General features: G+C 72.8%; 24 protein-coding genes and 2 pseudogenes. 13 read left to right on the top strand and 13 right to left on the bottom strand.

The window, feature by feature from the left end:
- Positions 1 to 65: 65 nt before the first annotated feature.
- The 3 genes and pseudogenes from ACFY7H_RS07245 to ACFY7H_RS07235 form a co-directional block, all read right to left on the bottom strand.
- Positions 66 to 401, bottom strand: a complete 336-nt coding sequence (locus tag ACFY7H_RS07245) for a hypothetical protein (RefSeq protein WP_388934353.1) — start codon at positions 399 to 401, stop codon at positions 66 to 68.
- A 31-nt stretch (positions 402 to 432) separates the two neighbouring features.
- Positions 433 to 702: pseudogene (locus ACFY7H_RS07240) on the bottom strand (hypothetical protein); the annotation flags it as partial.
- Positions 702 to 944 (bottom strand): annotated as a pseudogene (locus ACFY7H_RS07235) (hypothetical protein); the annotation flags it as partial. The pseudogenes ACFY7H_RS07240 and ACFY7H_RS07235, both read right to left, overlap by 1 nt.
- A 110-nt stretch (positions 945 to 1054) precedes the next feature.
- Here ACFY7H_RS07235 and ACFY7H_RS07230 point away from each other — a divergent pair.
- Positions 1055 to 1477 (top strand): hypothetical protein, encoded by a 423-nt coding sequence (locus ACFY7H_RS07230; RefSeq protein ID WP_388934350.1) that lies wholly within the window; start codon positions 1055 to 1057, stop codon positions 1475 to 1477.
- An 84-nt stretch (positions 1478 to 1561) separates the two neighbouring features.
- Here the strand turns inward: ACFY7H_RS07230 and ACFY7H_RS07225 are convergent, their stop codons facing one another.
- From ACFY7H_RS07225 to ACFY7H_RS07215, 3 genes are all read right to left on the bottom strand, one after another.
- Positions 1562 to 1972, bottom strand: a complete 411-nt coding sequence (locus ACFY7H_RS07225) for a hypothetical protein (protein WP_388934348.1) — start codon at positions 1970 to 1972, stop codon at positions 1562 to 1564.
- A 102-nt stretch (positions 1973 to 2074) separates the two neighbouring features.
- Positions 2075 to 3286, bottom strand: coding sequence for a pyridoxal phosphate-dependent aminotransferase (locus tag ACFY7H_RS07220; protein ID WP_388934345.1), 1212 nt, complete (start codon positions 3284 to 3286; stop codon positions 2075 to 2077).
- A 278-nt stretch (positions 3287 to 3564) separates the two neighbouring features.
- A complete protein-coding gene (locus ACFY7H_RS07215; protein WP_388934342.1) occupies positions 3565 to 4212 on the bottom strand; it encodes a TetR/AcrR family transcriptional regulator C-terminal domain-containing protein in 648 nt (215 codons plus the stop codon).
- 119 nt (positions 4213 to 4331) lie between these two features.
- Here ACFY7H_RS07215 and ACFY7H_RS07210 point away from each other — a divergent pair, with 119 nt between their 5' ends.
- Complete coding sequence (locus ACFY7H_RS07210) at positions 4332 to 5000, top strand: DUF4386 domain-containing protein (protein WP_388934339.1); 669 nt, start codon at positions 4332 to 4334, stop codon at positions 4998 to 5000.
- 78 nt (positions 5001 to 5078) lie between these two features.
- Here ACFY7H_RS07210 and ACFY7H_RS07205 read toward each other — a convergent pair whose 3' ends face one another.
- The 5 genes from ACFY7H_RS07205 to ACFY7H_RS07185 form a co-directional block, all read right to left on the bottom strand.
- Positions 5079 to 5576, bottom strand: a complete 498-nt coding sequence (locus ACFY7H_RS07205) for a nitroreductase family deazaflavin-dependent oxidoreductase (RefSeq protein ID WP_388934337.1) — start codon at positions 5574 to 5576, stop codon at positions 5079 to 5081.
- A 138-nt stretch (positions 5577 to 5714) separates the two neighbouring features.
- A complete protein-coding gene (locus ACFY7H_RS07200) occupies positions 5715 to 5900 on the bottom strand; it encodes a hypothetical protein (RefSeq protein WP_388934334.1) in 186 nt (61 codons plus the stop codon).
- A gap of 114 nt (positions 5901 to 6014) precedes the next feature.
- The gene (locus tag ACFY7H_RS07195) at positions 6015 to 7037 is read right to left on the bottom strand and encodes a YdcF family protein (RefSeq protein ID WP_388934332.1); all 1023 of its coding nucleotides are present in this window, start codon (positions 7035 to 7037) and stop codon (positions 6015 to 6017) included.
- A gap of 49 nt (positions 7038 to 7086) precedes the next feature.
- Positions 7087 to 8667, bottom strand: a complete 1581-nt coding sequence (locus ACFY7H_RS07190; RefSeq protein WP_388934330.1) for an amidohydrolase family protein — start codon at positions 8665 to 8667, stop codon at positions 7087 to 7089.
- 2 nt (positions 8668 to 8669) lie between these two features.
- Positions 8670 to 9950, bottom strand: coding sequence for an alanine racemase (locus ACFY7H_RS07185; protein ID WP_388934328.1), 1281 nt, complete (start codon positions 9948 to 9950; stop codon positions 8670 to 8672).
- A 244-nt stretch (positions 9951 to 10194) separates the two neighbouring features.
- Here ACFY7H_RS07185 and ACFY7H_RS07180 point away from each other — a divergent pair, with 244 nt between their 5' ends.
- Entirely contained in the window at positions 10195 to 10605 is a 411-nt protein-coding gene (locus ACFY7H_RS07180) for a RidA family protein (protein ID WP_388934325.1), read from the top strand.
- A 55-nt stretch (positions 10606 to 10660) separates the two neighbouring features.
- Here ACFY7H_RS07180 and ACFY7H_RS07175 read toward each other — a convergent pair whose 3' ends face one another.
- Together ACFY7H_RS07175 and ACFY7H_RS07170 are read right to left on the bottom strand one after the other, a co-directional pair.
- Positions 10661 to 11995 (bottom strand): M14 family metallopeptidase, encoded by a 1335-nt coding sequence (locus ACFY7H_RS07175; RefSeq protein WP_388934322.1) that lies wholly within the window; start codon positions 11993 to 11995, stop codon positions 10661 to 10663.
- Between the two features lie 124 nt (positions 11996 to 12119).
- Entirely contained in the window at positions 12120 to 13814 is a 1695-nt protein-coding gene (locus ACFY7H_RS07170; protein ID WP_388934319.1) for a chitinase, read from the bottom strand.
- A 373-nt stretch (positions 13815 to 14187) separates the two neighbouring features.
- Here ACFY7H_RS07170 and ACFY7H_RS07165 point away from each other — a divergent pair, with 373 nt between their 5' ends.
- From ACFY7H_RS07165 to ACFY7H_RS07120, 10 genes are read left to right on the top strand one after another with little or no spacing between them, the layout of a single operon-like run.
- Complete coding sequence (locus ACFY7H_RS07165) at positions 14188 to 15057, top strand: hypothetical protein (RefSeq protein WP_388934317.1); 870 nt, start codon at positions 14188 to 14190, stop codon at positions 15055 to 15057.
- A gap of 39 nt (positions 15058 to 15096) precedes the next feature.
- Positions 15097 to 15798 carry a Flp pilus assembly protein CpaB gene (gene cpaB, locus ACFY7H_RS07160; protein ID WP_388934314.1) on the top strand — a complete coding sequence of 234 codons (702 nt, stop codon included), beginning with the start codon at positions 15097 to 15099 and terminating at the stop codon, positions 15796 to 15798.
- A 7-nt stretch (positions 15799 to 15805) separates the two neighbouring features.
- Positions 15806 to 17077 (top strand): CpaE family protein, encoded by a 1272-nt coding sequence (locus tag ACFY7H_RS07155; protein ID WP_388934312.1) that lies wholly within the window; start codon positions 15806 to 15808, stop codon positions 17075 to 17077.
- Between the two features lie 3 nt (positions 17078 to 17080).
- Positions 17081 to 17449: a TadE/TadG family type IV pilus assembly protein gene (locus tag ACFY7H_RS07150; protein ID WP_388934309.1), complete on the top strand. Its 369-nt coding sequence runs from the start codon at positions 17081 to 17083 to the stop codon at positions 17447 to 17449.
- Position 17450: 1 nt separating this feature from the next.
- Complete coding sequence (locus ACFY7H_RS07145; protein WP_388934308.1) at positions 17451 to 17816, top strand: TadE/TadG family type IV pilus assembly protein; 366 nt, start codon at positions 17451 to 17453, stop codon at positions 17814 to 17816.
- A 2-nt stretch (positions 17817 to 17818) separates the two neighbouring features.
- Positions 17819 to 19162, top strand: a complete 1344-nt coding sequence (locus ACFY7H_RS07140) for a CpaF family protein (RefSeq protein ID WP_388934305.1) — start codon at positions 17819 to 17821, stop codon at positions 19160 to 19162.
- Positions 19159 to 20097: a type II secretion system F family protein gene (locus ACFY7H_RS07135; protein ID WP_388934303.1), complete on the top strand. Its 939-nt coding sequence runs from the start codon at positions 19159 to 19161 to the stop codon at positions 20095 to 20097. The genes ACFY7H_RS07140 and ACFY7H_RS07135 overlap by 4 nt, the downstream gene beginning before the upstream one ends.
- Before the next feature lie 16 nt (positions 20098 to 20113).
- Positions 20114 to 21016: a DUF5936 domain-containing protein gene (locus ACFY7H_RS07130; RefSeq protein ID WP_388934301.1), complete on the top strand. Its 903-nt coding sequence runs from the start codon at positions 20114 to 20116 to the stop codon at positions 21014 to 21016.
- Positions 21017 to 21019: 3 nt separating this feature from the next.
- Positions 21020 to 22102 (top strand): sensor histidine kinase, encoded by a 1083-nt coding sequence (locus ACFY7H_RS07125; RefSeq protein WP_388934297.1) that lies wholly within the window; start codon positions 21020 to 21022, stop codon positions 22100 to 22102.
- Positions 22099 to 22803 (top strand): response regulator, encoded by a 705-nt coding sequence (locus ACFY7H_RS07120; RefSeq protein WP_388934294.1) that lies wholly within the window; start codon positions 22099 to 22101, stop codon positions 22801 to 22803. Before ACFY7H_RS07125 ends, ACFY7H_RS07120 begins: the two co-directional genes overlap by 4 nt.
- Positions 22804 to 22870: the final 67 nt, after the last annotated feature.

Below are 22870 nucleotides of genomic sequence, written 5' to 3'. Positions count from 1 at the left end.
TTCCCATCGCAGCACACGCCTGACTGGCCGACGGGCCGGCGCCACTGTCCCGGCCGCCGCCCGCCTCAGGAGCGTCCGCGCTCCTCCAGATAGGCCGTGTGCGTCTGCTGACGGCGGACCTCCCTGTCCTGGAGGTCCGCCGTCAGGCGTTGCGCCTCCTGCGACAGCACCGACAGCTGCCGCTCCGGGCCCTCCCCGCCCGGCGTCAGCCGGGTCCACCAGCGCGTCCGGTGGTACGTGTCCACGCACTCCGGCACGTCCGTGCGGACCGCCCGCGCCAGCGCGTGCACCGCCTCCGGCTCCGCCGCCGGCACTTGCGCCACCCAGCCCGGCCCCAGCAGGGCCGCGTACAGGTCCAGCAGCTCGCCCGGCTTCCCCTCCACCGCCGCAGGCAGCTCCACCTCCGCCACGCACGCGCGCAGCCGGCCAGGTCAGCAGTCCGTCCGCCACCGACCGGGCACCGGGGAAGGGCAGTTCACGCCGCACCGAGGTGTCCAGCCCGGCCGCCGGAGCCACCCCGGCCGCCACCGGCCGCCGGAAGGTCTTCTGGGTGATCGCCTTCTGCGCCGTGTCGCCCCGCAGGTACTCCGTCAGCGGCCGCCCCGACTCCCGCGCCCCGGCCGGGGCCGAGGCGAGCAGCGTCAGCGGGTAGTGCGCGGTGACCACCCCGTCCTTCGGCCGGATCACCTTCAGCGGGGCCTGGCCTTCGCGGCGATCTCGTCTGCGGGCTCGCTGCTGCTGGGAAGGGCCTTGACGACATCGGGGTCGCGGAAGAATCCGGACTTCTCCGACCCGATGACGCCGCGCACGGTCTTCGTTGCCGTGCCCTCCGGTGTTCCGGTCCGCCCGAGGACGATGACGGCGATCACGCCGCCTGTCAGGAGGACCGCCAGAGCGATGCCAAGGATGCGTCTCACGGGTGCAGCCTGCTCACGAAAACCCACATTCCGCGCCCTCTCGGGTGAACGCCCGGTGTCCAGACGGTCCCGCTTCGAAATGCTGTCCGGGTCGGCGGGTGCTGGTGGGCGGCGGCGGGCGGCGGGAGGATCGGAGGATGGGCGTGAGCGCGGGCGTGGGTGCGTTGAAGTGGCAGGGGTGGGTGGTGGGCCTGGCGGGGCTGTCCTGCCTGCTGGTGTTCGCTCCGCTGGGACTGTACGTCTGGGCCGGCGGCTCCCCGGCCCCGGCGGCGCCGCCGCCGCCGGACGTACGGATCACCGACTGCCGGATCGACCCGCCGAGCCGGCGCGCGGTGGCGGTGGTGGAGGCCCGCGGCGAGGGCTCGTACGTCGCCACGGTCGAGTTCCGCGACGGACCGCCCTCGCTCCCGGACGCCCGGGAGGCCCGCGCCCTGGTCCCCCTCCGGGGGCTGACGGCCGGCGCCCCGCCGGCCCGCGCGGAGGCCGTCGGCCCGGTGTGGGCGGCGGGGGCCGGCGTGTGGTGCGGGGTGACGGCGGTGGGGGAGCCTGGGGAGCCTTAGCGGGCGGAGTCAGGGGACAGCGGCCTCACGTCCCCCGGGGCGTGGCGCCCGGTCCGGAGCCTGCGCGGTCCCGGACCGGGGCCGTCAGTGGGCGCCGGCCCGGTCGGGGGTTTCGAGGGCGGCGGTGTGGGCGTCCATGCGCTGCGCCGCGAGGATCGCCGCGGCGGTGTCGGCACGGGACGCGGCGACGAGCAGGGCGCGCGCGGCGAGGTCGCGGGCGCGGCGGTGGAGGGTGCGGCTGTCGGCCCCGTCGGCCAGCGCGGGATAGGCGATGCGGACGGGGTGGGAGCCGCGCAGACGCTGGACCTGGGCGGCGATGCGCACGGCGCCGTCGTCGTCGAGGCCGAGCTCGTCGGTGACGGCGAGCAGCGCGGAGAGGTGCCCGGCGAGCTGGATGTCGAGGGCTTCGCCCCGGCTGCTCTGCGGGTAGTGGGCGTCGGTGTGGTTGCCGTCCACTCGGTGGACGACCGACTTGGGGCGGATCGGCTCGTACATGAGGAGGCCTCCTGCTGGGTCAGGAGGCCATCCTACATTGGAACCGGTCTAAGGTTGAGTCGAATCCTGGCTGAGTGCCGCTGGAGCAGGGGCCTGCGACGGCTACGGCTGCCCGTAGCCGTCCAGGAAGCGGCCGATCCGGGTGACGGCGTCCGCGAGGTCCTTGGTGCTGGGCAGGGTCACGATGCGGAAGTGATCGGGCTCGGGCCAGTTGAAGCCCGTGCCGTGCACGACCATGATCTTCTCGGCCCGCAGCAGGTCGAGGACCATCTGCCGGTCGTCCTTGACCTTGTAGACCGCCGGGTCCAGCTTCGGGAACAGGTAGAGCGCGCCCTTGGGCTTCACGCAGGTGATGCCCGGGATCCGCGTCAGCAGGTCGTACGCCGTGTCGCGCTGCTCCAGCAGCCGGCCGCCCGGCAGCACCAGGTCGACGATCGACTGGCGCCCGCCCAGGGCGGTGGCCACGGCGTGCTGCGAGGGCATGTTCGCGCACAGGCGCATGTTCGCCAGGATCGTCAGGCCCTCGATGTACGAGGCGGCGTTCTTCTTGGGCCCGCAGACCGCCATCCAGCCCGCCCGGTAGCCGGCCACGCGGTAGTTCTTGGACAGCCCGTTGAAGGTCAGGGTCAGCAGGTCGGGCGCGATCGCGGCGGTGTTCGTGTGCGTGGCGCCGTCGTAGAGGATCCGGTCGTAGATCTCGTCGGAGCAGACCACCAGGTTGTGCCGGCGGGCGATGTCCGTCAGGCCCCGCAGCATCTCGTCGTCGTAGACGGCGCCCGTCGGGTTGTTCGGGTTGATGATCACGATCGCGCGGGTGCGGTCGGTGACCTTGCGCTCGATGTCGGCGAGGTCGGGCATCCAGTCGGACTGCTCGTCGCAGCGGTAGTGCACGGCGGTACCGCCGGCCAGCGAGACCGAAGCCGTCCACAGCGGGTAGTCGGGGGCGGGGACGAGGACCTCGTCCCCGTCGTCCAGCAGCGCCTGCATCGACATCTGGATCAGCTCGGAGACGCCGTTGCCGAGGTAGATGTCCTCGACGTCCAGGTGGATGCCCTTGGTCTGGTAGTGCTGCATGACCGCTCGCCGCGCCGACAGCAGGCCCTTCGCGTCCCCGTAGCCGTGGGCGTTGCCCAGGTTGCGGAGCATGTCCTCGAGGATCTCCGGCGGGCACTCGAAGCCGAAGGCCGCGGGGTTGCCGGTGTTCAGCTTGAGGATGCGATGACCTGCCGCTTCGAGCCGCATCGCCTCTTCGAGGACGGGTCCGCGGATCTCGTAGCAGACATTGGCGAGTTTCGTTGACTGGATCACCTGCATGACGGGAGCTTACGGGCCCCGCCGCCCGCCCGCTCGAACGTTCCGGGGGAATTCCGCCGAGGGAAATGTCCCACTTCGCGCGATGGGAGGGCGCGGACGCCGTCCACCCTTTGAAACGGCGGCCCGCCCGCCGCCCGGCCTGCGGAATGAGGAACCCCGGCCGGACCCCCCGCCCCCGGTGTTGCGCTCGTCACCCCGGACGACGGTCGGCTGCCGTCGCCCGCTGCTCATGGCTGCCCCGCCGGAGACGCCGTCGACTCGGGCCGGTTCCGGCCGTTTCACCGGGCTGAGCTCCAGCCGCTTTCGCGGAGGCGTTCGAAGCCGTCCAGGAGCAGGTCCAGTGCGAACTCGAACTCGAACTGGTCGTCACAGCCCCCGCCCATTACGGAGGCCCCGTCGTGCGCGGCCGCCGCGGCCAGTTCCGCGATGCGCGGGTAGCGCTCCGCCAGGGCCGGGTCCGGGGAGCCGGCGCTGCCCGAGTCGTCGAACAGTTCCTGGCTGAAGCCCAGCAGCCGGCTGCCCATCGCGTGCATCACGTGGTGCGTGAGGTCGGCCGAGAAGCCGCCGTCACGGAACGCCCCGATCATCGAGTCCAGGTACTCCAGCACCGCCGGCGTCGGGACGCCGCGCGACTCGAGCACCCGGTACGCCCAGCGGTGGCGCAGCAGGACCCGGCGGGCGGAAAGGATCCGCCGCCGCACCACGTCCCGCCAGTGGGGGCCGGGCTCCGGGGGGTCGACCCCGGCGACGACGGAGTCCAGCATGCCGTCGAGGAGCTGTTCCTTGTTGGCCACGTGCTTGTAGAGCGCCATCGGTACGACGTCCAGCTCCTGCGCCAGCCTGCGCATGCTGAGCGATTCGATCCCGCTCTCGTCGGCGAGCGCGACGGCGGCCCGCAGGACCCGCTCCCGGTTCAGCCGTGTCATCCGGCCCCTCCCTTCCCCTCCCCCTGTTCCTCCGCTTGACGAGTGTACGCCGTACACCTAGGGTTCCGGGCAAGCAGAGAGGTGTACGCCGTACACCTCCGCGGGGGGAGGGGTCGCGCATGAACGCGGACAGACGTACGGCGGTCGTCGCGGGGGTGCTGTTCCTGGTGACCGAGGCCGCCGCGATCGCGGGGGCCGTCCTCTACCGCCCCCTGCTCGGCGGCGGAGCGGCGGCCGGAGCGGGGGCCGGGCCAGGGGCCGTGGACCGGGCGCTGTCCGGCGTGCTCTGCGAGCTGGTGCTCGTCGCCGCCGTGGCTGGCACCGGCGTGGCGCTGTACCCGGTGGTCAGGCGGTGGGGCGAGGGCCTCGCGCTCGGGTACGTCTGCGCCCGCCTCGTGGAGGCGGTCGTCATCCTCCTCGGCATCGTCGCCGTGCTCACCCTGACGACCCTGCACCGGGAGGCGGCGGAGCCGGGCGCCGCCGACGCGGTGCTGGTGGCCGTCCACGACTGGACGTTCCTGCTCGGCCCCAACGTCGCCCTCGGCGTGAACACCGCCCTGCTGGCCTGGCTGATGTACCGCTCACGGCTCGTGCCCCGGCCCATCGCCGTGCTCGGGCTGGTCGGGGGCCCGCTGATCTGCGCCTCCGCCGTCGCCGTCATGTCCGGGCTCTACGCGCAGCTCTCCGTGCCCGGCTCGCTGGCGGCGCTCCCGGTGTTCGCGTGGGAGGTGGCCCTGGCCGGGTACCTCGTCGTCAAGGGCTTCCGGGACGCTCGGACCGTCGGCTGATCCGGCACGTGCCCGCCGCGGAGGGCCCCGTCCACGGCCCGGGCGTATCGATTCGCCTCGACCGGACGGGGCCGCCCGTCACCCCTCCACGATCACCAGCGGCAGCTCGCGGGGCCGTGCGCGCTCCTGGTGGTCGTCGTAGAGCGGCCACAGCGCGGTCAGCGCCTCCCAGTACGTCTCCCGCTCCACCGCGTCCGCCGTGCGCGCCCACGCCGCGAACGTCCGGGTGCCCACCTGGAGGCGTACCTCGGGGTGCGCGGTGAGGTTCCCGTACCAGGAGGGGTGGCGGCGCCCGCCGGAGCCGGCGGCGACGACCAGGTACCGGCCCTCGTCCTCGGCGTAGATCAGCGGCGTGCGCACCGGCCGGCCGGTGGCACGGTCGAGGGTGGTCAGGAGCAGGGTCGGGACCCCGCGCCACAGGTGGCCGTCGGTGCCCCCGCTCGACACGTACGCGCGTACGTGATCGAGCCGCGGCCCGGGACGCGGATCCGTCGGGTGGTCCCAGTCGACCGGCGGGACCGGGGAGACCGGGAAGACCGGAGTGCCCGGATTGACCGGGACGGCAACGCTGTTCATGTGACCTCCGTAGGGCGTCCCCCCCGGAGCGCTAACGAGCCTCCACCGATTCTGGATGCGCCGCGGCTCACCGAGGGCCACGGCCCGGGGGCGACCCCGGGCCGTGGAACCCGGCAGCGTCGTCCGGCCGGCCCCGCCCTACGGCAGGAAGCGCTCGATGACCTGCGGACCCTCCTTCTCGATCAGCTTCCGCGCCTTCTCGACCCGCTCCGGAGTCGGGTCGTGGCCGGTCGCCATCACCAGGTCCTCGGGGTCGTACGCGCGCTCCCCACCCGTGAAGAGCCGGTCCGACCGGGTGGGCTGCTCGTTGGCTTCACTGTCCATCGGATACCTCCTACGGTGCCCCCCAGGCCCCCATACTCCGGCTCCGGCCCCATGAACGCACGTCGGGCCCCCGAAGGCCCCGGCCCGGGGCGCCGCCTCCCGGCGGAACGGGCCTCAGGCAGGGGAGACGGCGGCCGTGAGCGTCGCCAGCGCGCCGACGGCGACCAGCGCCCCGCAGATCGACAGGTTGACCGCCCGGTGCTCCCAGAACACCGCCACGAACTCGCGCAGGGTGGCGCTCGGCAGGAAGTAGCGGGCCGTCGGCGAGCCGACCACCTGCCCGTTGACCCCCGTCTTGCGGGCCAGCATCGCGGCCCGGAAGGCGTGGAAGTTGTTGGTGACGACCACGCACCGGTAGCCCGGATTCGCCGCCAGCATGATCCCCTTCGAGAAGAGCATGTTCTCCTCGGTCGTGCGGGAGTTCTCCTCCAGCGTGATCGCCTCCGCCGGAACCCCCTCCGCGATCAGCCAGTCGGCCATCGCCCGCGCCTCGGAGACCCGCTCGTCGGAGCCCTTGCCGCCCGACACGAGCAGGACCGGCGAGCGCGAGCCGCGGGCCAGCTGGGCCTCGTAGATCCGCTGCCCCTTGCTCAGCCGCGAGGCCAGCAGCGGCGGCACCCGCTCCCCGCCGACCAGACCGGAGCCCAGCATCACCACGTGGTCGACGTCCCCGCGCACCTTGATCCGGCCGTAGAGGAAGGCGTACCCGAGGAAGCACAGGAAGAGGAAGGAGACGTAGCCGACGACCAGGGTCAGGGTCGCGGCCACACCGTTCAGGACCGTGGAGCGGAACATCGGGACGACGACCAGCAGCGCGATCATCCCGAAGATCCCGAGCCCCGCGAGCATCGACAGCAGGTTGGCCGGACTGCGGCCCTCCTTGCGGATCATCGTCACGCCGTTGGCGATCAGGAAACCGCCGATCGCCATGGTGCCGAGGGCGGGCGCCGTGAGGGCGATCGCGATGATCGTCAGGGCGGCCCACCCCGGCAGCGCCGTCACCTGGAAGAGCAGCGCGGCCGACAGCGTGATGAAGGTCAGGCCGAACAGCACCGCGTTGCTGAAGCGGCGGCGGTCCTTGAAGGTGCTTATGCAGAAGGCGAGGAAGAGGAGGGCGGGGAGCAGGAAGGCGGCCATGCCGTTCATCGTATGTGCCGGGCGCATACGCACTCCGGGACCAAAGCCCCTACCGGCCCACAGGGGTTCGGCGGACCGCCCGCCCGGCCAGGACACCGGTCCTGGTCCCGTCCCGCATGACGAACCGTCCGTCGATCAGGACGTACGGGATCCCCGTGGGCAGCGCGCGCGGCCGTTCGTACGTGGACCCGGCCGCGACCGTCTCCGGGTCGAAGAGGACCAGGTCGGCGCGGAACCCCTCGCGGACCAGCCCCCGGTCGGGCAGCCGCAGCCGCGCCGCCGGGCGGCCCGACAGGTGGGCCACGCACTCCTCCAGGGACAGCACGCCCAGCTCCCGCACGTAGTGCCCAAGGTAGTGCGGGAAGGTGCCGTACGCGCGGGGGTGCGGCTTCGTGCCGTGCAGGATCCCGTCGGAGCCGCCCGTGTGGACGGGGTGGCGCATGATCGCCCGGACGTTCCCCTCGTGGCCGACGTGCTGGAGCACGGTCGGTCCGAGCCGGTCCCCGAGCAGCAGCCGCCGCGCGGTCTCCCAGCCGTCGAGGCGGGTGCCGACGTGCCCCCGGTACGCGGGGTCGTTTGTCCCGGAGACCTCCACGCAAGCCCAGTCCACCGGCACCCCGTGGCAGCCGTCGGAGCCCGTCACCTCCAGGGCGTACCGGATCCGTCCGGCGGTGTCCTCGTCGCGCAGCCGCGCCAGAAGCGCCTCGGGGCCGCCCTCGTGCGCCCAGCCGGGCAGCAGCGCGGCGAGGGTGGTGCAGCCGGGGGTGTACGGGTAGCTGTCGAGGGTGACGTCGGCGCCGTCGGCGAGGGAAGCGTCGAGCAGGGCCAGCAGGTCGGGGGCACGGCCCTCGTTCTCCGCGAAGTTCATGGTGGCGTGCGCCAGGTGCAGCGCGCAGCCGGCCTCGCGGCTCAGCGCGAGCATCTCGGCGTAGGCGGCCAGCGCGCCGCGCCCGTACGAGCGGTGGTGCGGGCAGTAGTAGCCGCCGTACCGGGCGACCACGGCGCACAGCTCGGTGAGTTCGGCACCGGAGGCGTACATGCCGGGGGTGTAGGTGAGCCCGGAGGACATGCCGAAGGCGCCCTGCTCCAGGCCCTCGGCGACGAGCCGGCGCATCCGGTCGAGCTCGGCGGTGGTGGCGGGGCGGTCGTCCCAGCCGAGGGCGTACGCCCGCACGGTGCCCTGGGGCACGAGGTAGGCGGCGTTCACCGCGATGCCCTGTCCGCCGTGGGCCCGGTCCAGCCGGCCGAGGTACTCCCCGACGGTCCGCCAGTCGAAGTCGACGTCGTCACCGGGGCCGTTCCAGCCCGCGATGGCGGTCCGCACGCCGGCCAGGGTCCGTTCGTCGGCGGGCGCGTACGACAGGCCGTCCTGGCCGAGGACTTCGAGGGTGACGCCCTGTGCGGCCTTGGCGCTGTGGTCCGGGTCGCGCAGCAGCGCCAGGTCGCTGTGGGCGTGCATGTCGGTGAACCCGGGGGCCAGGACGAGCCCGTGCGCGTCGAGGGTGCGCCGTCCGCCGCCCGGGATCCGGCCGATCGCGGCGATCCGGCCCTCGTGCACGGCGACGTCCGCGGTGTACGAGGGCCCGCCCGTGCCGTCGACGACGCGGGCGCCCCGGATGAGGAGGTCCACGGCTAGAAGAAGGTGCGTACGTAGTCGGTGACCCGGCCGTCGGCCTCCACGACCGGGATCAGCGGCCACTTCTCGAAGATGGTGCAGGGGTGCGACATGCCGAGCGCCACCCAGTCGCCGACCTGGACGTCGTCGGCGGAGTCGGTCTCCAGCCAGGCGTGCTGGTCGGACAGCTTGACCACGCGGACGCCGGTCGCGGGCCGCTCGGTGCCGTCGAGGGCGTCGCGGACCAGCTCGGCCTCGGGCAGCCCGAGGTCGTAGGCGACGTCGCGCTTGCCGGCGTTGACGAAGGCCTGGGTGGGGGAGGGGCGGGAGACGACCTGGGTCCACAGCCGGAAGGCGGGGCGCAGTCCGCCCTCCCCGGGAACCCGGTTGAAGGGGGTCAGGCGGCCGTACCAGCCGTGGTCGTGGGAGACGTACGCGCCGGAGCGCAGCAGCTTCAGGACGGGCCGGGACAGGGCGGGCAGCTCGGCGAACACGTCGGCGACGGCGTCGAACCAGGCCGACCCGCCCGCGCTGACGACGATCTCCTCGACGTCCGGGCCGAACCGCCCGGCCTTGTCGAACTCGGCGGCCAGGCCGGTGAGCCGGCGCAGCCAGGCGCGCACGCCGTCCGCGTCGGCGCCGGGCACCTCGGCCTCGTACCCGGCGACACCGACCAGGCGCAGGGTGCCGGCCGCGGCGACGGCGTCGGCGACGGCCCGGCAGTCCTCGTCGGTACGGGCCCCCGTGCGAGCCCCCTCGCCGGCCCCGAGCTCGACGACCACGTCCAGCACGGCGCCCCGCCCCTGGAGGGCCCGGTCCATGAGCCGGACCCCGCGCACGGAGTCGACGTAGCAGACGAACCGGAAGCCGGGGTCGGCGACGAGTTCGGCGGCGACCCAGTGCAGGGCGGCGGGGTCGACGAGCTCGTTGGCGAGGAAGACGCGCTGGATCCCGAAGGCGCGGTAGACGCGGGCCTGGTGGGGGACGGCGGCGGTGATGCCCCAGGCGCCGTGCGCGAGCTGGCGCTCGAAGAGCTGGGGGGCCATGCAGGTCTTGCCGTGGGGCGCGAACGCGAGGCCGTGTCGGGCGGAGTACTCGCCGAGCACGGTGAGGTTGTGCGCGAGCGCGTCGGCGTCGAGGGTGAGGACGGGAGTGGTGAACCCGCCGCCGTACAGGTCGCGGCCTTGCGCGGCGAGTTCCCCGACGGTGAGGCCCGCCGCCTGCGCGTCCGGCGGGAGGCCCTTGAACCGGTGGTCGACCGGTTCGTCGGCGAGCCGTCGGACTGCGTCGCTGGCCATGGGGTCCTCCTGGGGGTGGTGCGGGCGTGCTGCGCGTGGTGCCTGTGGTCTAACACCCGGGGGGACGAGGGTCAACGGGGTGCCGGTTCCGCCGGGCGGAGGCGGCCGCCGCGGGGGGAGCCGGTCGCGCGGGGCGGTAGCCCGTCCTCGCGAACCGGTCGAACGGGCCCCCCGGGGACCGCGCCCCGCTGAGACCATCAGCGGGGGGAAACACCCCGCACCGATACGAACGCAGAGGACCCTCGTGAGCGAGAAGACCGCCGTCACCCCCGAGTCCCACCCCGCCCCGCCCGCGAAGTTCTCGCACGGCGTCCGCAAGGGCAACGTCCTCCAGGTCGCCGGCCAGGTCGGCTACCTGCCGCACGCCGAGGGGCGGCCGCCCACGACGGCCGGGCCGACGCTGCGCGAGCAGACCCTCCAGACGCTGGAGAACGTCCGTTCCGTGCTGGAGGCGGGCGGGGCGAACTGGGACGACGTGATGATGATCCGCGTCTACCTGACCGACACCGGGCACTTCGCCGAGATGAACGAGATCTACAACGCCTACTTCGAGGAGCAGGGCCTCAAGGAGGCCCCCGCCGCCCGCACGACGGTGTACGTCGGCCTCCCGGCCGGGCTGCTGATCGAGATCGACGCCCTGGCGGTACTGGGCTGACGCGGCGAAGGGGCGCCCCCCTGGCGGTGGGGCGCCCCGGTCCGGCCCGTCCGCGTCACGCGGTGCAGTACTGGGCTTCCTTGCCGATGGAGCGGTACATGCAGTCCGCGTTCTCCAGCAGCTGGAGCACGGCCTCCTTGTTGCGCGCCGTCTCGCGGTCGATCACCTCGTCGGGCGGGTAGAAGCCGCCGCCGCCGCTCGACGGGTACATCTCGAAGGTGTAGCCGAAGATCTTCTGGTCGCCCCACAGCCAGTCGTCGATCGTGCCGTCGGTGATGTAGAGGTCGCTCGACTGCTCGGGCGTGTAGCCGTTGCTGGCGGCCATGCTCGTGCCGATCTTCTTGTAGACGGCGAGGTCGTCGGCGGTCAGCCCCGGCGCGGTGTCGTTGTAGGTGTAGCCGAAGGGCCACAGCACCAGTTCGCTGTACGTGTGGAAGTCGATCGCGGCCTTGATCTGCTGCTTGCCGCCGACCACCCGGCCGCGGACGAAGTCGGAGACCGCCTTGACCTCGGGGGCGGACTCGGCGGCCGGCCCGCGGTAGGTCTCGGAGCTCTTGCTGCCGCTGGAGCCGCCGCAGCAGCCCCACTTGTAGTTCCAGTTGCGGTTCTCGTCCGTTCCGACGTACGAGGAGCCGCTGTTGGGCTGGCGGTTCTTGCGCCAGGAGCGGTAGGAGCCGGTGGCGATGTCGTACTCGCCGCCGTCCGGGTTGAGGTCCGGGATGATCCAGATCTCGCGCTGGTTGACCATGTTCGTGACGCGGCTCTCGCTGCCGTACTTCGAGCCGAACTCCTTGAGCAGGTACAGGGCCATTTCCACGGTCAGGTGCTCGCGGGCGTGCTGGTGGGCCGTGAAGAGCACCTCGGGTTCGGCCTCGTCCGTGCCGACGTTGTCACTGATCTTGATGGCGACGAGGTCCCGGCCCTGGTACGACTTCCCGATGACCCGCTTGCTCATGATCCCGGGGTACTGGGCGATGCGCTGGTCGATCTCCGCACTGGCCTCGGCGTAGTTGTGGTACCTGGAGTCCGCCGAGGGGAAGTCCATCGGAGAGGCCGCCACGCCCCGCTCGGTCCGGTCCGGCGGGCCGGGCAGCGCGGTGAGCTCGTGGCCCAGCGCGCGCAGGGCACGGGCCTGCATGGGGTCGGCGCTGACCACGACCGAGTGGGCGTCCACCTCGTCGATGGAGGCGCCGGTGCGCAGCAGGGCCGTGCGTTCGGCGGCCGTGGACGGGCCGTGGATCTCGTACTGGACGATCGCCTCGTCCTGGGTGGCGGTGGAGGGGGTGGGCGGGGGCGCTGCCGTCGCGCTCATGCCGTAGGCGGGTGCGCCGAGCGCGAGCGCCAGCAGGGCCGCCGTGACGGCGGCCCTCCGGCGGTGGTGGAGCCGCATGCGTTCTCCTGGGTGGGAGTGTGGGGTAGCCGTGCGGACGCGCACAGCGTGCTCTCATGGCATGTTCCGGTCAAGAACCCGAGGGGCTCACCGGGCCGAATCAGCCACCCCACACCTCTACCTCCTACGGCAGCGCGTGGACCTTCGGACCCACCGCGTTGGACCAGGTGCTACCCGCCTTGGCGTCCCAGTTGGTCGACCAGGTCATCGCCCCGCGCAGCGAGGGGTAGGTCTTCGACGGCTTGAAGGACCCGCAGCCGGTGCCCCTGGTCAGGCAGTCGAGGGCGTTGTTGACGATCGTCGGGGAGACGTAGCCGCTGCCGGCGCCGCTCGGCGAGGCCGGGACGCCGATGCCCACCTGGGAGGGGTCGAGGCCGCCCTCCAGCTGGATGCAGGCCAGCGCCGTCAGGAAGTCCACCGAGCCCTGCGCGTAGACCTTGCCGTCGCAGCCGTTCATCGCGCCGCTGTTGTAGTACTGCATGTTCACGACCGTCAGGATGTCCTTCACGGCCAGCGCCGTCTTGAAGTAGCCGTTCTGGGTCGACTGCATGTCGATGGTCTGCGGTGCCATGGTCAGGACCAGCGAGGGACCGGCCTTCGCCGACAGGGCGCGCAGCGCCTGCGTCATGTAGGTCGGGTTGAGGCCGTTCTCCAGATCGATGTCGATGCCGGTGAAGCCGTACTCCTGCATCAGTGCCCAGGCGGAGTTCGCCAGGTTGGCGGCGGAGGCGGAGTCATTGACCGAGATCGTGCCCTTCTCGCCGCCGATGGAGAGGATGACCGACTTGCCGGCGGCCTTCTTCGCGGCGACGTCCGCCTTGAACTGGGCCACCGTGTAGCCGCCGAGGCCCGCGGAGTCGAGGTTGAAGGCGATGGCGCCGGGCGTGGCCGTGGCGTCGGCGAAGGAGACGGCGATGATGTCGTACTGCGCGGAGACGTCGGAGATCCTCTGGACGGTCGCGCCGTTGTCGAAGTTCTGCCAGTAGCCGGTCAGCGCGTGCCGCGGCACCGAGGGGTTCGGGTTGGGGCCGCCGCCCCCGGTGGTGGTGCCGGTGACCGGAGCCGACCTGGGGCCCTCCCCGGCCGCGTTGTACGCGCTCACCTGGAAGGAGTACGAGGTGCCGGCCGCGAGCCCGGTGACGGCGGTGGAGGTGCCCGTCACCGTCTGGACGCGGGCCCCGTCCTGGTAGACGTGGTAGCCGCTCGCCCCGCCGACCGCGTTCCACGAAAGGGTGAGGCCGTTCTGGCTCTGGCCGGAAACGGCGGCCCCCGCGGGCGCGCCCGGCAGGCCCGGTCCGGGATCGGTGGGGCCGCCGCCGTCCGGGCCGAGGACGCTGAACTCGTCGGCGGTGTAGGCCGGCTGGCCGTACCAGCCGTGGGTGTGGACGGTGACCTGGGTGGTGTTCGGCCCGGTGGTGAAGGTGGTCGACAGCTTCTGCCAGCCGCCGCCCGTGCCGGGGGTCCAGGTGGAGACGTCCTGGGTGCCGGTGCCGGTCGCGCCCAGGTAGACGTACGAGCCCTGCACCTGGGCGCTGAGCGTGTACGTGGAATTCGGCCTGACCGTGACGGTCTGGCTGCAGCGGGCGTTGTCCGAGCCCGCCGGGGCGGCCTTCAGGGCGCCCGCCCCGGCGTAGACGGGAGAGGAGACGGAGGCGCCGCTGCCGTTCGAGCAAGACCAGTTGGCGAGGCCGGACTCGAAGCCGCCGTTGCGGACGACGTTGACGTCGGCGGCCCGGGCGGGACCGGCCGCGAGGGCGGTCAGCCCGCCGGCGGCGAGGGCGGCGGCGACGGGCAGGGCGAGGGAGCGTATGCGGTTCACGTGGGCTCCGTGGGGGGAGGAAGGGGAGGAGCGGAAGGGGGGGAGCAGTGCGGGGGAGTGGGGTCCCCGGGACCGAGAGCTGGCGCCAGCCAAGTTGGTCCAGACCAATCCCCGTGTCAAGGGTGTTTGCAATGTGGCTTGAAATGCGCGGAGCCGCGATCCCTGTTGTCCGGGTTTCCCGCCTCCTGTGACACGTGCTTCCGGCACGGGAATCCTCAAGCCCCTGCCCTGTCAGGGGCGTCGCGGATATGGTGCTCGGGCAAGGGGGAAGGGCGTCGATCGTTTGCGGTCGCGCAGCATGCGCGCGTACGCGAAGTCCGGCGGACGGCCGGGCGGACGGGCGCCGCGCAGAGGGTGAACGGGGGGGATTCGCGTGCCGACCGCCATCGCTGTCACCAGTGCCGATCTGGTGCTGCCGGCCCCCGACCGGCACACCCCGGGCGCCGCCGTACTGAGCCCGCCGGACGGGGCCGGCCTGGAGGCCTCCCTCGCCGAGACCACCGCCCTGCTGGAGCGGCACGGCCATCTCGTCGCCGTCGTACCGTCCTGGCTGCCGCCGGCCACCGCGCGTCGGCTGCGCACCGTGCGGGCCGTCCTGGAGACCGACCGGATCGCGCTCCTCGAGGTCGATCTGCCGCCGCTGGCCACCGCCGTGCTGGTGCGTCAGCTGCGCCAGCTCACCGTCTGCGACTTCAGCCCCGGAGTGATCGCCTCGGCCGCCCGGCTGCTGTCCCACTACATCCACGCGGGCGCCCTGCTGGGCTCCGTCGCCAAGCTCGACCGGATCCCGGTCGGCCTCAAGGCGCACGCCCGATCCTGGTCGCCCGGCGCCCAGTTCGCCGTACTCGCCCACCCGGCACCGCACCTGGCCCGGCTCGGCACCGCCGCGGCGGGCGCGCTGCCGCCCGGGCCCGCCTTCGCCACCCACCTCACCTTCGCGCGCGGCCAGCTGTCCTCCGACTGGGTGGCGGCCGAACTGGCCCCCGCCTGGCAGGTGCGGGGACTCATGGAGAACCCGCTGCCCGCCGACTCCGCCCGCTGGTGGGCCACCCCGAAACTCGTCGAGTTCGCCGCCGCCATCCCGGACGTGTCCGTGCTCCACCAGCTGGTCGCCTCGGTCCGGCGCGAGGAGTGCGGCTGGTGCGGCTTCGAACTGATCGGCGACCGCTGCGGCTTCTGCGCCGCCCCCCTGGCCGCACCCCCGCCCGAGGCGGCCGCCGCCCGCTCCGGATCCGGATCCTGACCGCCCGAACGAACGAAGAACGGCGAGGTAGTACGGCCCATGAACTCACGCCAGCGCCGCGGCGTCATCCTGCTCCTGCTGTCGGTCCTGTGCGCCCTCGCCGCCTTCGCCGGGGTCCTCGTCGTCATCGGCGACGTCAACTCCAAGGTCGGTTCCGAGGCCGTCGCGTACCGCGTCAAGGGCGACATCGCACCGTACAGCGCCCTCTCGGCCGGCCAGTTCGAAGAGGTGAAGGTCCCCAAGCGGTGGCTGTCCGACACCGCCGTCGGCGACCTCGGCGCGCTCCAGGGCAAGATCGCGCTCACCACCCTGAAGAAGGGCTCCCTGCTCCAGAGCGACATGTTCGTCGACAAGCCGCAGCTCCAGGCCGGGGAGCAGGAGATCGCCATCATGATCGACGCCGCCACCGGCGTGGCCGGCAAGATCACCTCGGGCGCCAAGGTCAACATCATCGCCACCTTCAAGGGCGCCAAGGAGACCGACCCCTCCCGCTCGGTGATCATCGTCGCGAACGCCCGCGTCCTGGGCGTCGGCAAACTCACCGCCCTCGACAAGGACAGCGACCGCAAGGGCCCCGCCGAGGCGGTCCCGATCACCTTCGCCCTGAACACGAAGGACACCCAGCGCGTCGCCTACGCCGAGTCCTTCGCGGAGCACGTCCGGCTGGCCCTGGTGGCACCCGGCACCGACTCGGCACCCGGCCCGGCCGACCGCACGTACACCCTCGACGGGGACAAGTGAGGCGCGGATGACCACTCGAATCCTCCCCGCGGCCGGCGACCCGGACGCCGCCCGCTCCCTCGCGGCCCTGCTCGGCCAGCTGCCGGACGCCGAGCCCGCCCCGCCCGTGCCCGACTCCACCTCCCTCCTCGACATGCTGGGCCGCCTGGCCGCCGAGTCCGTCGACGAACTCCCCGAGGTCGTCCTCGTCCACGAGCGGATCGGCCCCGTCCCCGCCCTGGAGCTCGTCCGCGAAGTCGCCCTGCGCTTCCCGGCCGTGGGCGTCGTCCTGCTCTCCTCCGACACCGGACCAGGCCTCTTCTCCGCCGCCATGGACTCCGGGGCGCGCGGCCTGATCGCCCTGCCCCTCTCGTACGAGGAACTCACCGCCCGCGTCCAGGCCGCCGCCCTGTGGGCCGTCGGCGTACGCCGCCACCTGGGCGGGGGCGCGGACGCGTTCACCGGTCCGGGCGGCCGGGTCGTCACCGTCACCGGGGCCAAGGGCGGCGTCGGCACCACCTTCACAGCCGTCCAGTTCGCGCTGGCGGCCGCCGCCTCGGGGCGGCGCACCGCCCTGGTCGACCTCGACCTCCAGTCCGGGGACGTCGGCTCCTACCTCGACGTGCAGTTCCGCCGCTCCATCGCCGACCTGGCCGGCATCCAGGACATCTCCCCCCGGGTCCTCCAGGACGCCGTGTACGAGGACCGCACCGGCCTCGCGCTGCTGCTGGCCCCGGCGGAGGGGGAGCGGGGCGAGGAGGTCGACGAACGGGCCGCCCGCCAGGTGATCAGCGCCCTGCGCGCCCGCTACGAGCTGGTCGTCATCGACTGCGGCACCCAGGTCACCGGAGCCAACGCGGCCGCCGTGGAACAGGCGGACGTGGCCGTGCTCGTCACCACCCCCGACGTGGTCTCCGTACGGGCGGTCAAGCGGATGGTCCGGATGTGGGAGCGGCTCCAGGTGCGCAAGGCGGAGGACACCGCCGTGGTGGTCAACCGCTGGAGCAAGCACACCGAGATCCAGCCCTCGCTGATCGAGAAGATCACCAAGACCCGGCCGGTGCGTACGCCGGTCCCCGCCGCCTTCAAGGAACTCCAGGCCGTGGTGGACGCCGGCCGGGTGCAGGACCTCGACAACCGCTCGACGGTCAAGCAGGCGCTGTGGGCGGTGGCGGGGGAACTGGGGCTGCTGTCCGTGCCGGAACGGGCCGCCGCCCCGGCCCGGACGGGCACCGGATCCGTCCTGGCGGTCCGCGCGGCCGGACCGGTGGCCCGGCTGCGGCGCGGGCGGGGGGACTGACCGGTGCGGGGCCGGCGGGGCGAGCGGGGCCGGGACCGGGGCCAGGTGGCCGTGGAGTTCGTGGGCGTGGTGCCGCTGATCCTGCTGCTCGTGGCGGCCGTGTGGGAGTGCGTACTGATCGGCTACGCGTTCTCCCTGGCCGGGAACGCGGCCGACGAGGCGGCGCGGGCGGGGGCGGTCACGGGCGACGCGGCGTGCGAGGCGGCCGCCGTCGAGCACATCGGGGGCGCGTGGGGACCGGTGGTCGAGTGCGACCGTGCCGGGGACGTCTACACCGCGAGGGTCAGCCTCGGCATCCCCGTGCTCTTCCCCGGCCTCGACTTCGGCCGGATCGACGGCAAGGGCGGCGCGGCGATGGAGCGGGAGGAGTGACATGAGACGACGGAACATCCGCTCCGACCGGGGGCAGGTGGCCCTGGAGTACATCGGCTTCGTGCCGATCCTGCTGTTCGTCGCGCTGTGCGGCATCCAGCTGGGCTGGATCGCGTACGTCCACGAACAGGCGGACACCGCCGCCCGGACGGCGGCCCGCGTGGAGGCCCAGCACCGGGGCCGGGGCGAGGCGGCCGGGCGCGCCGCGATCCGCGAAGGGCTCCCGGCGACCATCACCGTGGCCGCGGGCGCCGACGCGGTCACCGCCACCGTGACGATCGAGGTCAACACCATCGTGCCCGGACTGGACGTCCCGGACGCCACCGCCACCGCCGTCATGCCCAACGACGACCCGAAGGGACCGTGACCATGAGCCTGCGTTCCCGGGTCAGCACCCCCGACGACCGCCACGGCCCCCGCGAGGACGGCCGGCTCGTCTCCTCCTACCGCGCCAAGCTGCTGGAGGAGATCGACCTCGCCGAGATGTCCGCGCTCGCGCCCGCAGAGCGCCGGGCGCGCCTGGAGCGCGTCCTCGGACACATCATCAGCCGCGAGGGGCCCGTCCTCTCCACCGCCGAGCGCGCCCAGCTGATCCGCCGCGTCGTCGACGAGGCACTCGGTCTCGGCGTGCTCGAACCGCTCCTCGAAGACGCCTCCATCTCCGAGATCATGGTCAACGGCCCCGACCAGATCTTCGTCGAGCGGTCCGGCCGGGTCGAGCAGCTCCCGATCCGCTTCGCCTCGCACGAGCAGCTGATGCAGACCATCGAGCGCATCGTCTCCACCGTCAACCGCCGCGTGGACGAGGCCAATCCGATGGTCGACGCGCGGCTGCCCAGCGGCGAGCGCGTCAACGTCATCATCCCGCCGCTCTCCCTCACCGGCGCGACCCTCACCATCCGCCGCTTCCCGCGCGCCTTCACCCTGCACGAGATGATCGCCCTCGGCTCCCTCGACGAACAGATGCTGCTCCTGCTCTCCGGGCTGGTCCAGGCGAAGATGAACCTGATCGTCTCCGGGGCCACCGGCACCGGCAAGACCACCCTCCTCAACGCCCTCTCCGGCCTGATCCCGGAGGGCGAGCGCGTCATCACCATCGAGGATTCCGCCGAACTCCAGCTCCAGCAGGCCCACGTCATCCGCCTCGAATCCCGCCCGGCGAACGTCGAGGGCAAGGGGCAGATCACCATCCGCGACCTCGTACGCAACTCCCTGCGCATGCGCCCCGACCGCATCATCGTCGGCGAGGTTCGCGGCGGCGAGACCCTCGACATGCTCCAGGCGATGTCCACCGGCCACGACGGCTCCCTCGCCACCGTCCACGCCAACAGCTCGCAGGACGCCCTGATGCGCCTCCAGACCCTCGCCTCCATGTCCGAGGTCGAGATCCCCTTCGAGGCCCTCCAGGACCAGATCAACAGCGCCGTCAACGTCATCGTCCAGCTCACCCGCTTCGGCGACGGCTCGCGCCGCATCACGGAGATCTCCATCCTCGAGTCCCACGGCCGCGAGCCGTTCCGGATCACCACCGTGTGCCGCTACATCGCCCAGCCCATGGGGGCCGACGGGCGCGTGCACGGCTACTTCGCCTACGCCCCGCTGCCCCGCCGGATCGCGGAGCGCCTCTACATGAGCAACCAGCCCATCCCCCAGGCCTTCGGGGTAGCACCGGAGGACTACCTCGACCCGCTGACCTCCCGGACCGTGCTGTGACCCACCTCGTCCTCCTCACCCTCGGGGCCACCCTGCTGGCGGGACTCCTCGTCTCCCTCGGGGTGCACGCGTACGCGGCCGGCCTCGCCCAGCGCGCCGCCCTCGTCGACCGGCTCTCCGCGGAGGGCACCCCCGAGGCCACCGGCCGCAGACGCCGCTTCCAGGGCGTCGACCGGCGCCTGCGCAGGACGAAGCTGGGCCGGCGCATCGAGCTGAAGCTCGCGACCACCGGCCTGGACGTCACCCCGGGCGAGTTCTTCGTCTACATGCTGACGGCGGTCGCCGGAACCTGGCTGATCTCCGCCTCCCTCCTCGCGCCCTTCTTCGGCCCCGTGGCCGGCCTGATCGGGCTCTGGGCCGCCAACGCCTTCCTCAACTGGCAGCGCGCCCGGCGCACGGAGCGGTTCATCAACCAGCTGCCCGAGCTGGCCCGCATCCTCGCCAACGCCACCCAGGCCGGGCTCGCCCTGCGCACCGCCATCGGGATCGCCGCGGAGGAACTGGAGGCGCCGGCCGGGGAGGAGCTGTCCCGGGTCACGGACCGGCTCGCGGTCGGCCACTCCATCGAGGAGGCGCTCGGGGAGATCGTCGAGCGGCTGCCGTCACGGGAGCTGGTCGTCCTCGTCTCCACCCTCGTCCTGTCGGCGCGGGCGGGCGGCGCCATCGTCGGCAGCCTGCGGAACCTGACCGTGACCCTGGAGCAGCGCAAGGAGACGCGCAGGGAGATCCGTACGCAGCTCTCGCAGGTCACGGTGACCGCATACCTGGTCCCCGCCATCGGCCTCGGCTCGCTGCTCCTCGTCGACCTGATGATGCCGGGCGCGCTGGACCGGATGACGGGCGCCCTCATCGGACAGACGGCGGTGCTGGTGGCGCTCGGCCTCTTCACGCTCGGCTTCGTCCTCATCCGCCGCCTGTCGAAGATCGACGTCTGAGGGGCCGGCCACCGCGATGAACACCTACCTCCCCTTCCTCCTGGCCCTGGCCGCCGCCCTCTCCGTCTTCGGGATCCTCCACGGCGTCCGGCTCTACCGCGCCGACGTCGAACTCCCGACCGACCTCGCCCTCGCCCTGGAGGTCGGCGCCACCCGTACGACCGCCGTCGGCTCGGCCGTCGACCGGCTCGGCATCCGCTGGGCACCGCTGGTGCTGCGGCTGATGGGGCCCAAGCAGGTGGCCCGCAAGCGCCGCCAGATCGACATGGCCGGCAACCCGGCCGGCCTCACCATCGACCGGTACGCCGCCCGGCGCGCGGTCTACGGCTTCCTGGGCGGACTCGGCGCCTTCGCGATGCTGCTCAACGGCAAGCTGGTCCCGGCGCTGCTCATGGTGGCCTTCGGACTGTTCTGGATCGAGGCCGGGCTGTGGTCGGCGATCCGGATCCGGCGCGACAACATCGAGCGCACCCTGCCGGACTTCCTCGACGTCCTCGCGGTCGTCGTCAGCGCGGGCCTCGGCTTCCGCCAGGCCCTCGAACGCGTCGCGGGCAAGTACGAGGGCCCCTGGGCGGACGAGGTCCGCATCACCCTCCAGCAGCTGGACATGGGCGTCAGCCGCCGCCAGGCCTTCGACGAACTGCGCCGCCGCAACGACAGCGAACAGGTCGCCCAGTTCGTCACGGCGTTGCAGCAGGGCGAGGAGCTCGGCTCCCCGATCGTGGACACCCTGATCGCCATCGCCGAGGACATGCGGCGCACCGACGCCCAGAACGCCCGCAGGCGTGCCGCCCGGGCCGTCCCCAAGGCCACCTTCGCGGTGACGATGTTCATGCTGCCCGGCACCCTGATCCTGCTGGTCTGCGGCTTCGTCTATGGCGCGAACGTCGACTTCGGCGCCCTGCTGGGAGGCGGCTGAGCCATGCGCCTGGAAGCCAACGCCCTCCAGGCCCTGTGCCGCCAGGTGTTCGCGGTACGGCTGGTCATGATCCCCCTCGGCGCCCCCCTGGCCCTGGGCCGTACGGCGCCGGGCGTCCCGGTGTACCTGGTCGCGGGCGCGGTGGTGGGCACATTCACCCTCTCCTACGCCCTCTACCGCGACTGGAAGCGCTTCGGGCCGCTGCTGCTGCGCCACCGCTGGCTGCTGGCGGCGGACATGGCGGTGGGCGCCCTGCTGCTGATCACCGCCACCCCCTCCTCCCCGCTGGGGCTCGTCGCCCTCGGCACACCGCTGCTGGCCGGGCTGGTCTACGGCTGGCGGGGATCCGCGGTGTTCGCGGCGGCGCAGACGGTGGTGGTGGCGGCCCTCGGCGGCGGCCTGGCCCTCTCCCTGCTCTGCGTCCTGTCGGGCGCGGCCGGCTCCTCCGTACGCGACTTCCTCTTCCGCCTGTCGCAGACGCGGGCGCGGCTGGCGGCGGCCGAGGCGGTCCGGGAGGAGCGGGAACGGCTGGCGCGGGAGATGCACGACTCGGTGTCCAAGACCCTGCACGGCCTCGCGCTCAGCGCCGACGCCCTGTCCCGCACGACGGACCCCGCCGCCCTGCGCCACCAGGCGGAACAGGTGGCCGCTGCCGCCCGCCGCGCGGCCTTGGAGTCCCGTGCCCTGCTCACGGACCTGCGGCGCGCCGAGGAGATCCCCCTCCTGCCGGCGCTGCGCGCACTGGACGCGGAGGTCCGGGTGTCGGGGGAGCTGCCCGCCCTGCCCCCGGCGGTGGCGGGGCACATCCTGTCGGTGGCCGCGGAGGCGGTGGAGAACGCACGCCGCCACGCGGAGGCCACCGAAACCCTGCTGACGGTGTCGGTGACCGGCACGCACCTCACCGTCTCGGTGGAGGACGACGGCCGCGGCCTGCCGGCGCGGCTGCCCTCCGGGGGCCACTTCGGCGTGCTCGGCATGCGGGAACGCGCGGCGGCGATCGGAGCCGCCCTCTCCCTCGGCCCCCGCCCGGCGGGCCGCCCCGGCACCCGCGTCCGTCTCTCGCTCCCGCTGGAGGGGATCCGATGACCCCGAGGACCCCGACGACCTCGATCGACGTCCTGATCGCCGACGACAACCCGGTGGTACGGGCGGGCCTGAGCGCGCTGCTGGCCACGGCGGGGGACCTCCGCGTGGTGGCCCAGGCCCGCGACGGCCGCGAGGCCCTGCACCTGACCCGGATCCACGCCCCGGACGTGATCCTGCTGGACGTCCGGATGCCGGGGGTGGACGGCATCTCGGCACTGCCGCACCTGGTGTGCCTGGCGCCGGTCCTGATGCTGACGTACAGCCAGGAGGCGGAGGTCGTCCGCGAAGCCCTCCTCCTGGGCGCGGGCGGCTACCTGATCCACGGCGAGTTCACCGCCGACGACCTGGTACGCGCGGTCCGCGACATCCACGCCGGCCGCGCCCACTTCACCCCGACGGCCGCCACCGCCGTCCTCGCGGAACTCCGGTCCTCTTCGCAAACGCAACCTTCTGTGGCACAGTCGACGGAGCGCATGCACAACTCCGTTGTGTTCGGCCTGAGTTCGCGTGAGGTGGAGATCATGGACCTGATCGCGTCCGGCATGAACAACCAGCAGATCGCCGGCGCCTGCTTCATCAGCGAGAAGACGGTCAAGAACCACATCAACCGCATCTTCGCGAAGCTCCAGAGCACCAGCCGCAGCGAAGCGATAGCCCGCTGGCTGGGAACCGCCCGTCCGGGAGTGACTGGTCATGGGTAGACACCGTGCGCAATGGGACCGTATTTGGGCCCCGGGACCCTTGGTTATCACCCGTCACTCCCCGTAC

Source organism: Streptomyces sp. NPDC012794 (assembly GCF_042901085.1).
GTDB lineage: Bacteria > Actinomycetota > Actinomycetes > Streptomycetales > Streptomycetaceae > Streptomyces.
Note: the sequence above shows the minus strand (reverse complement) of the source record. Positions and strands in the feature narration are given on the sequence as shown.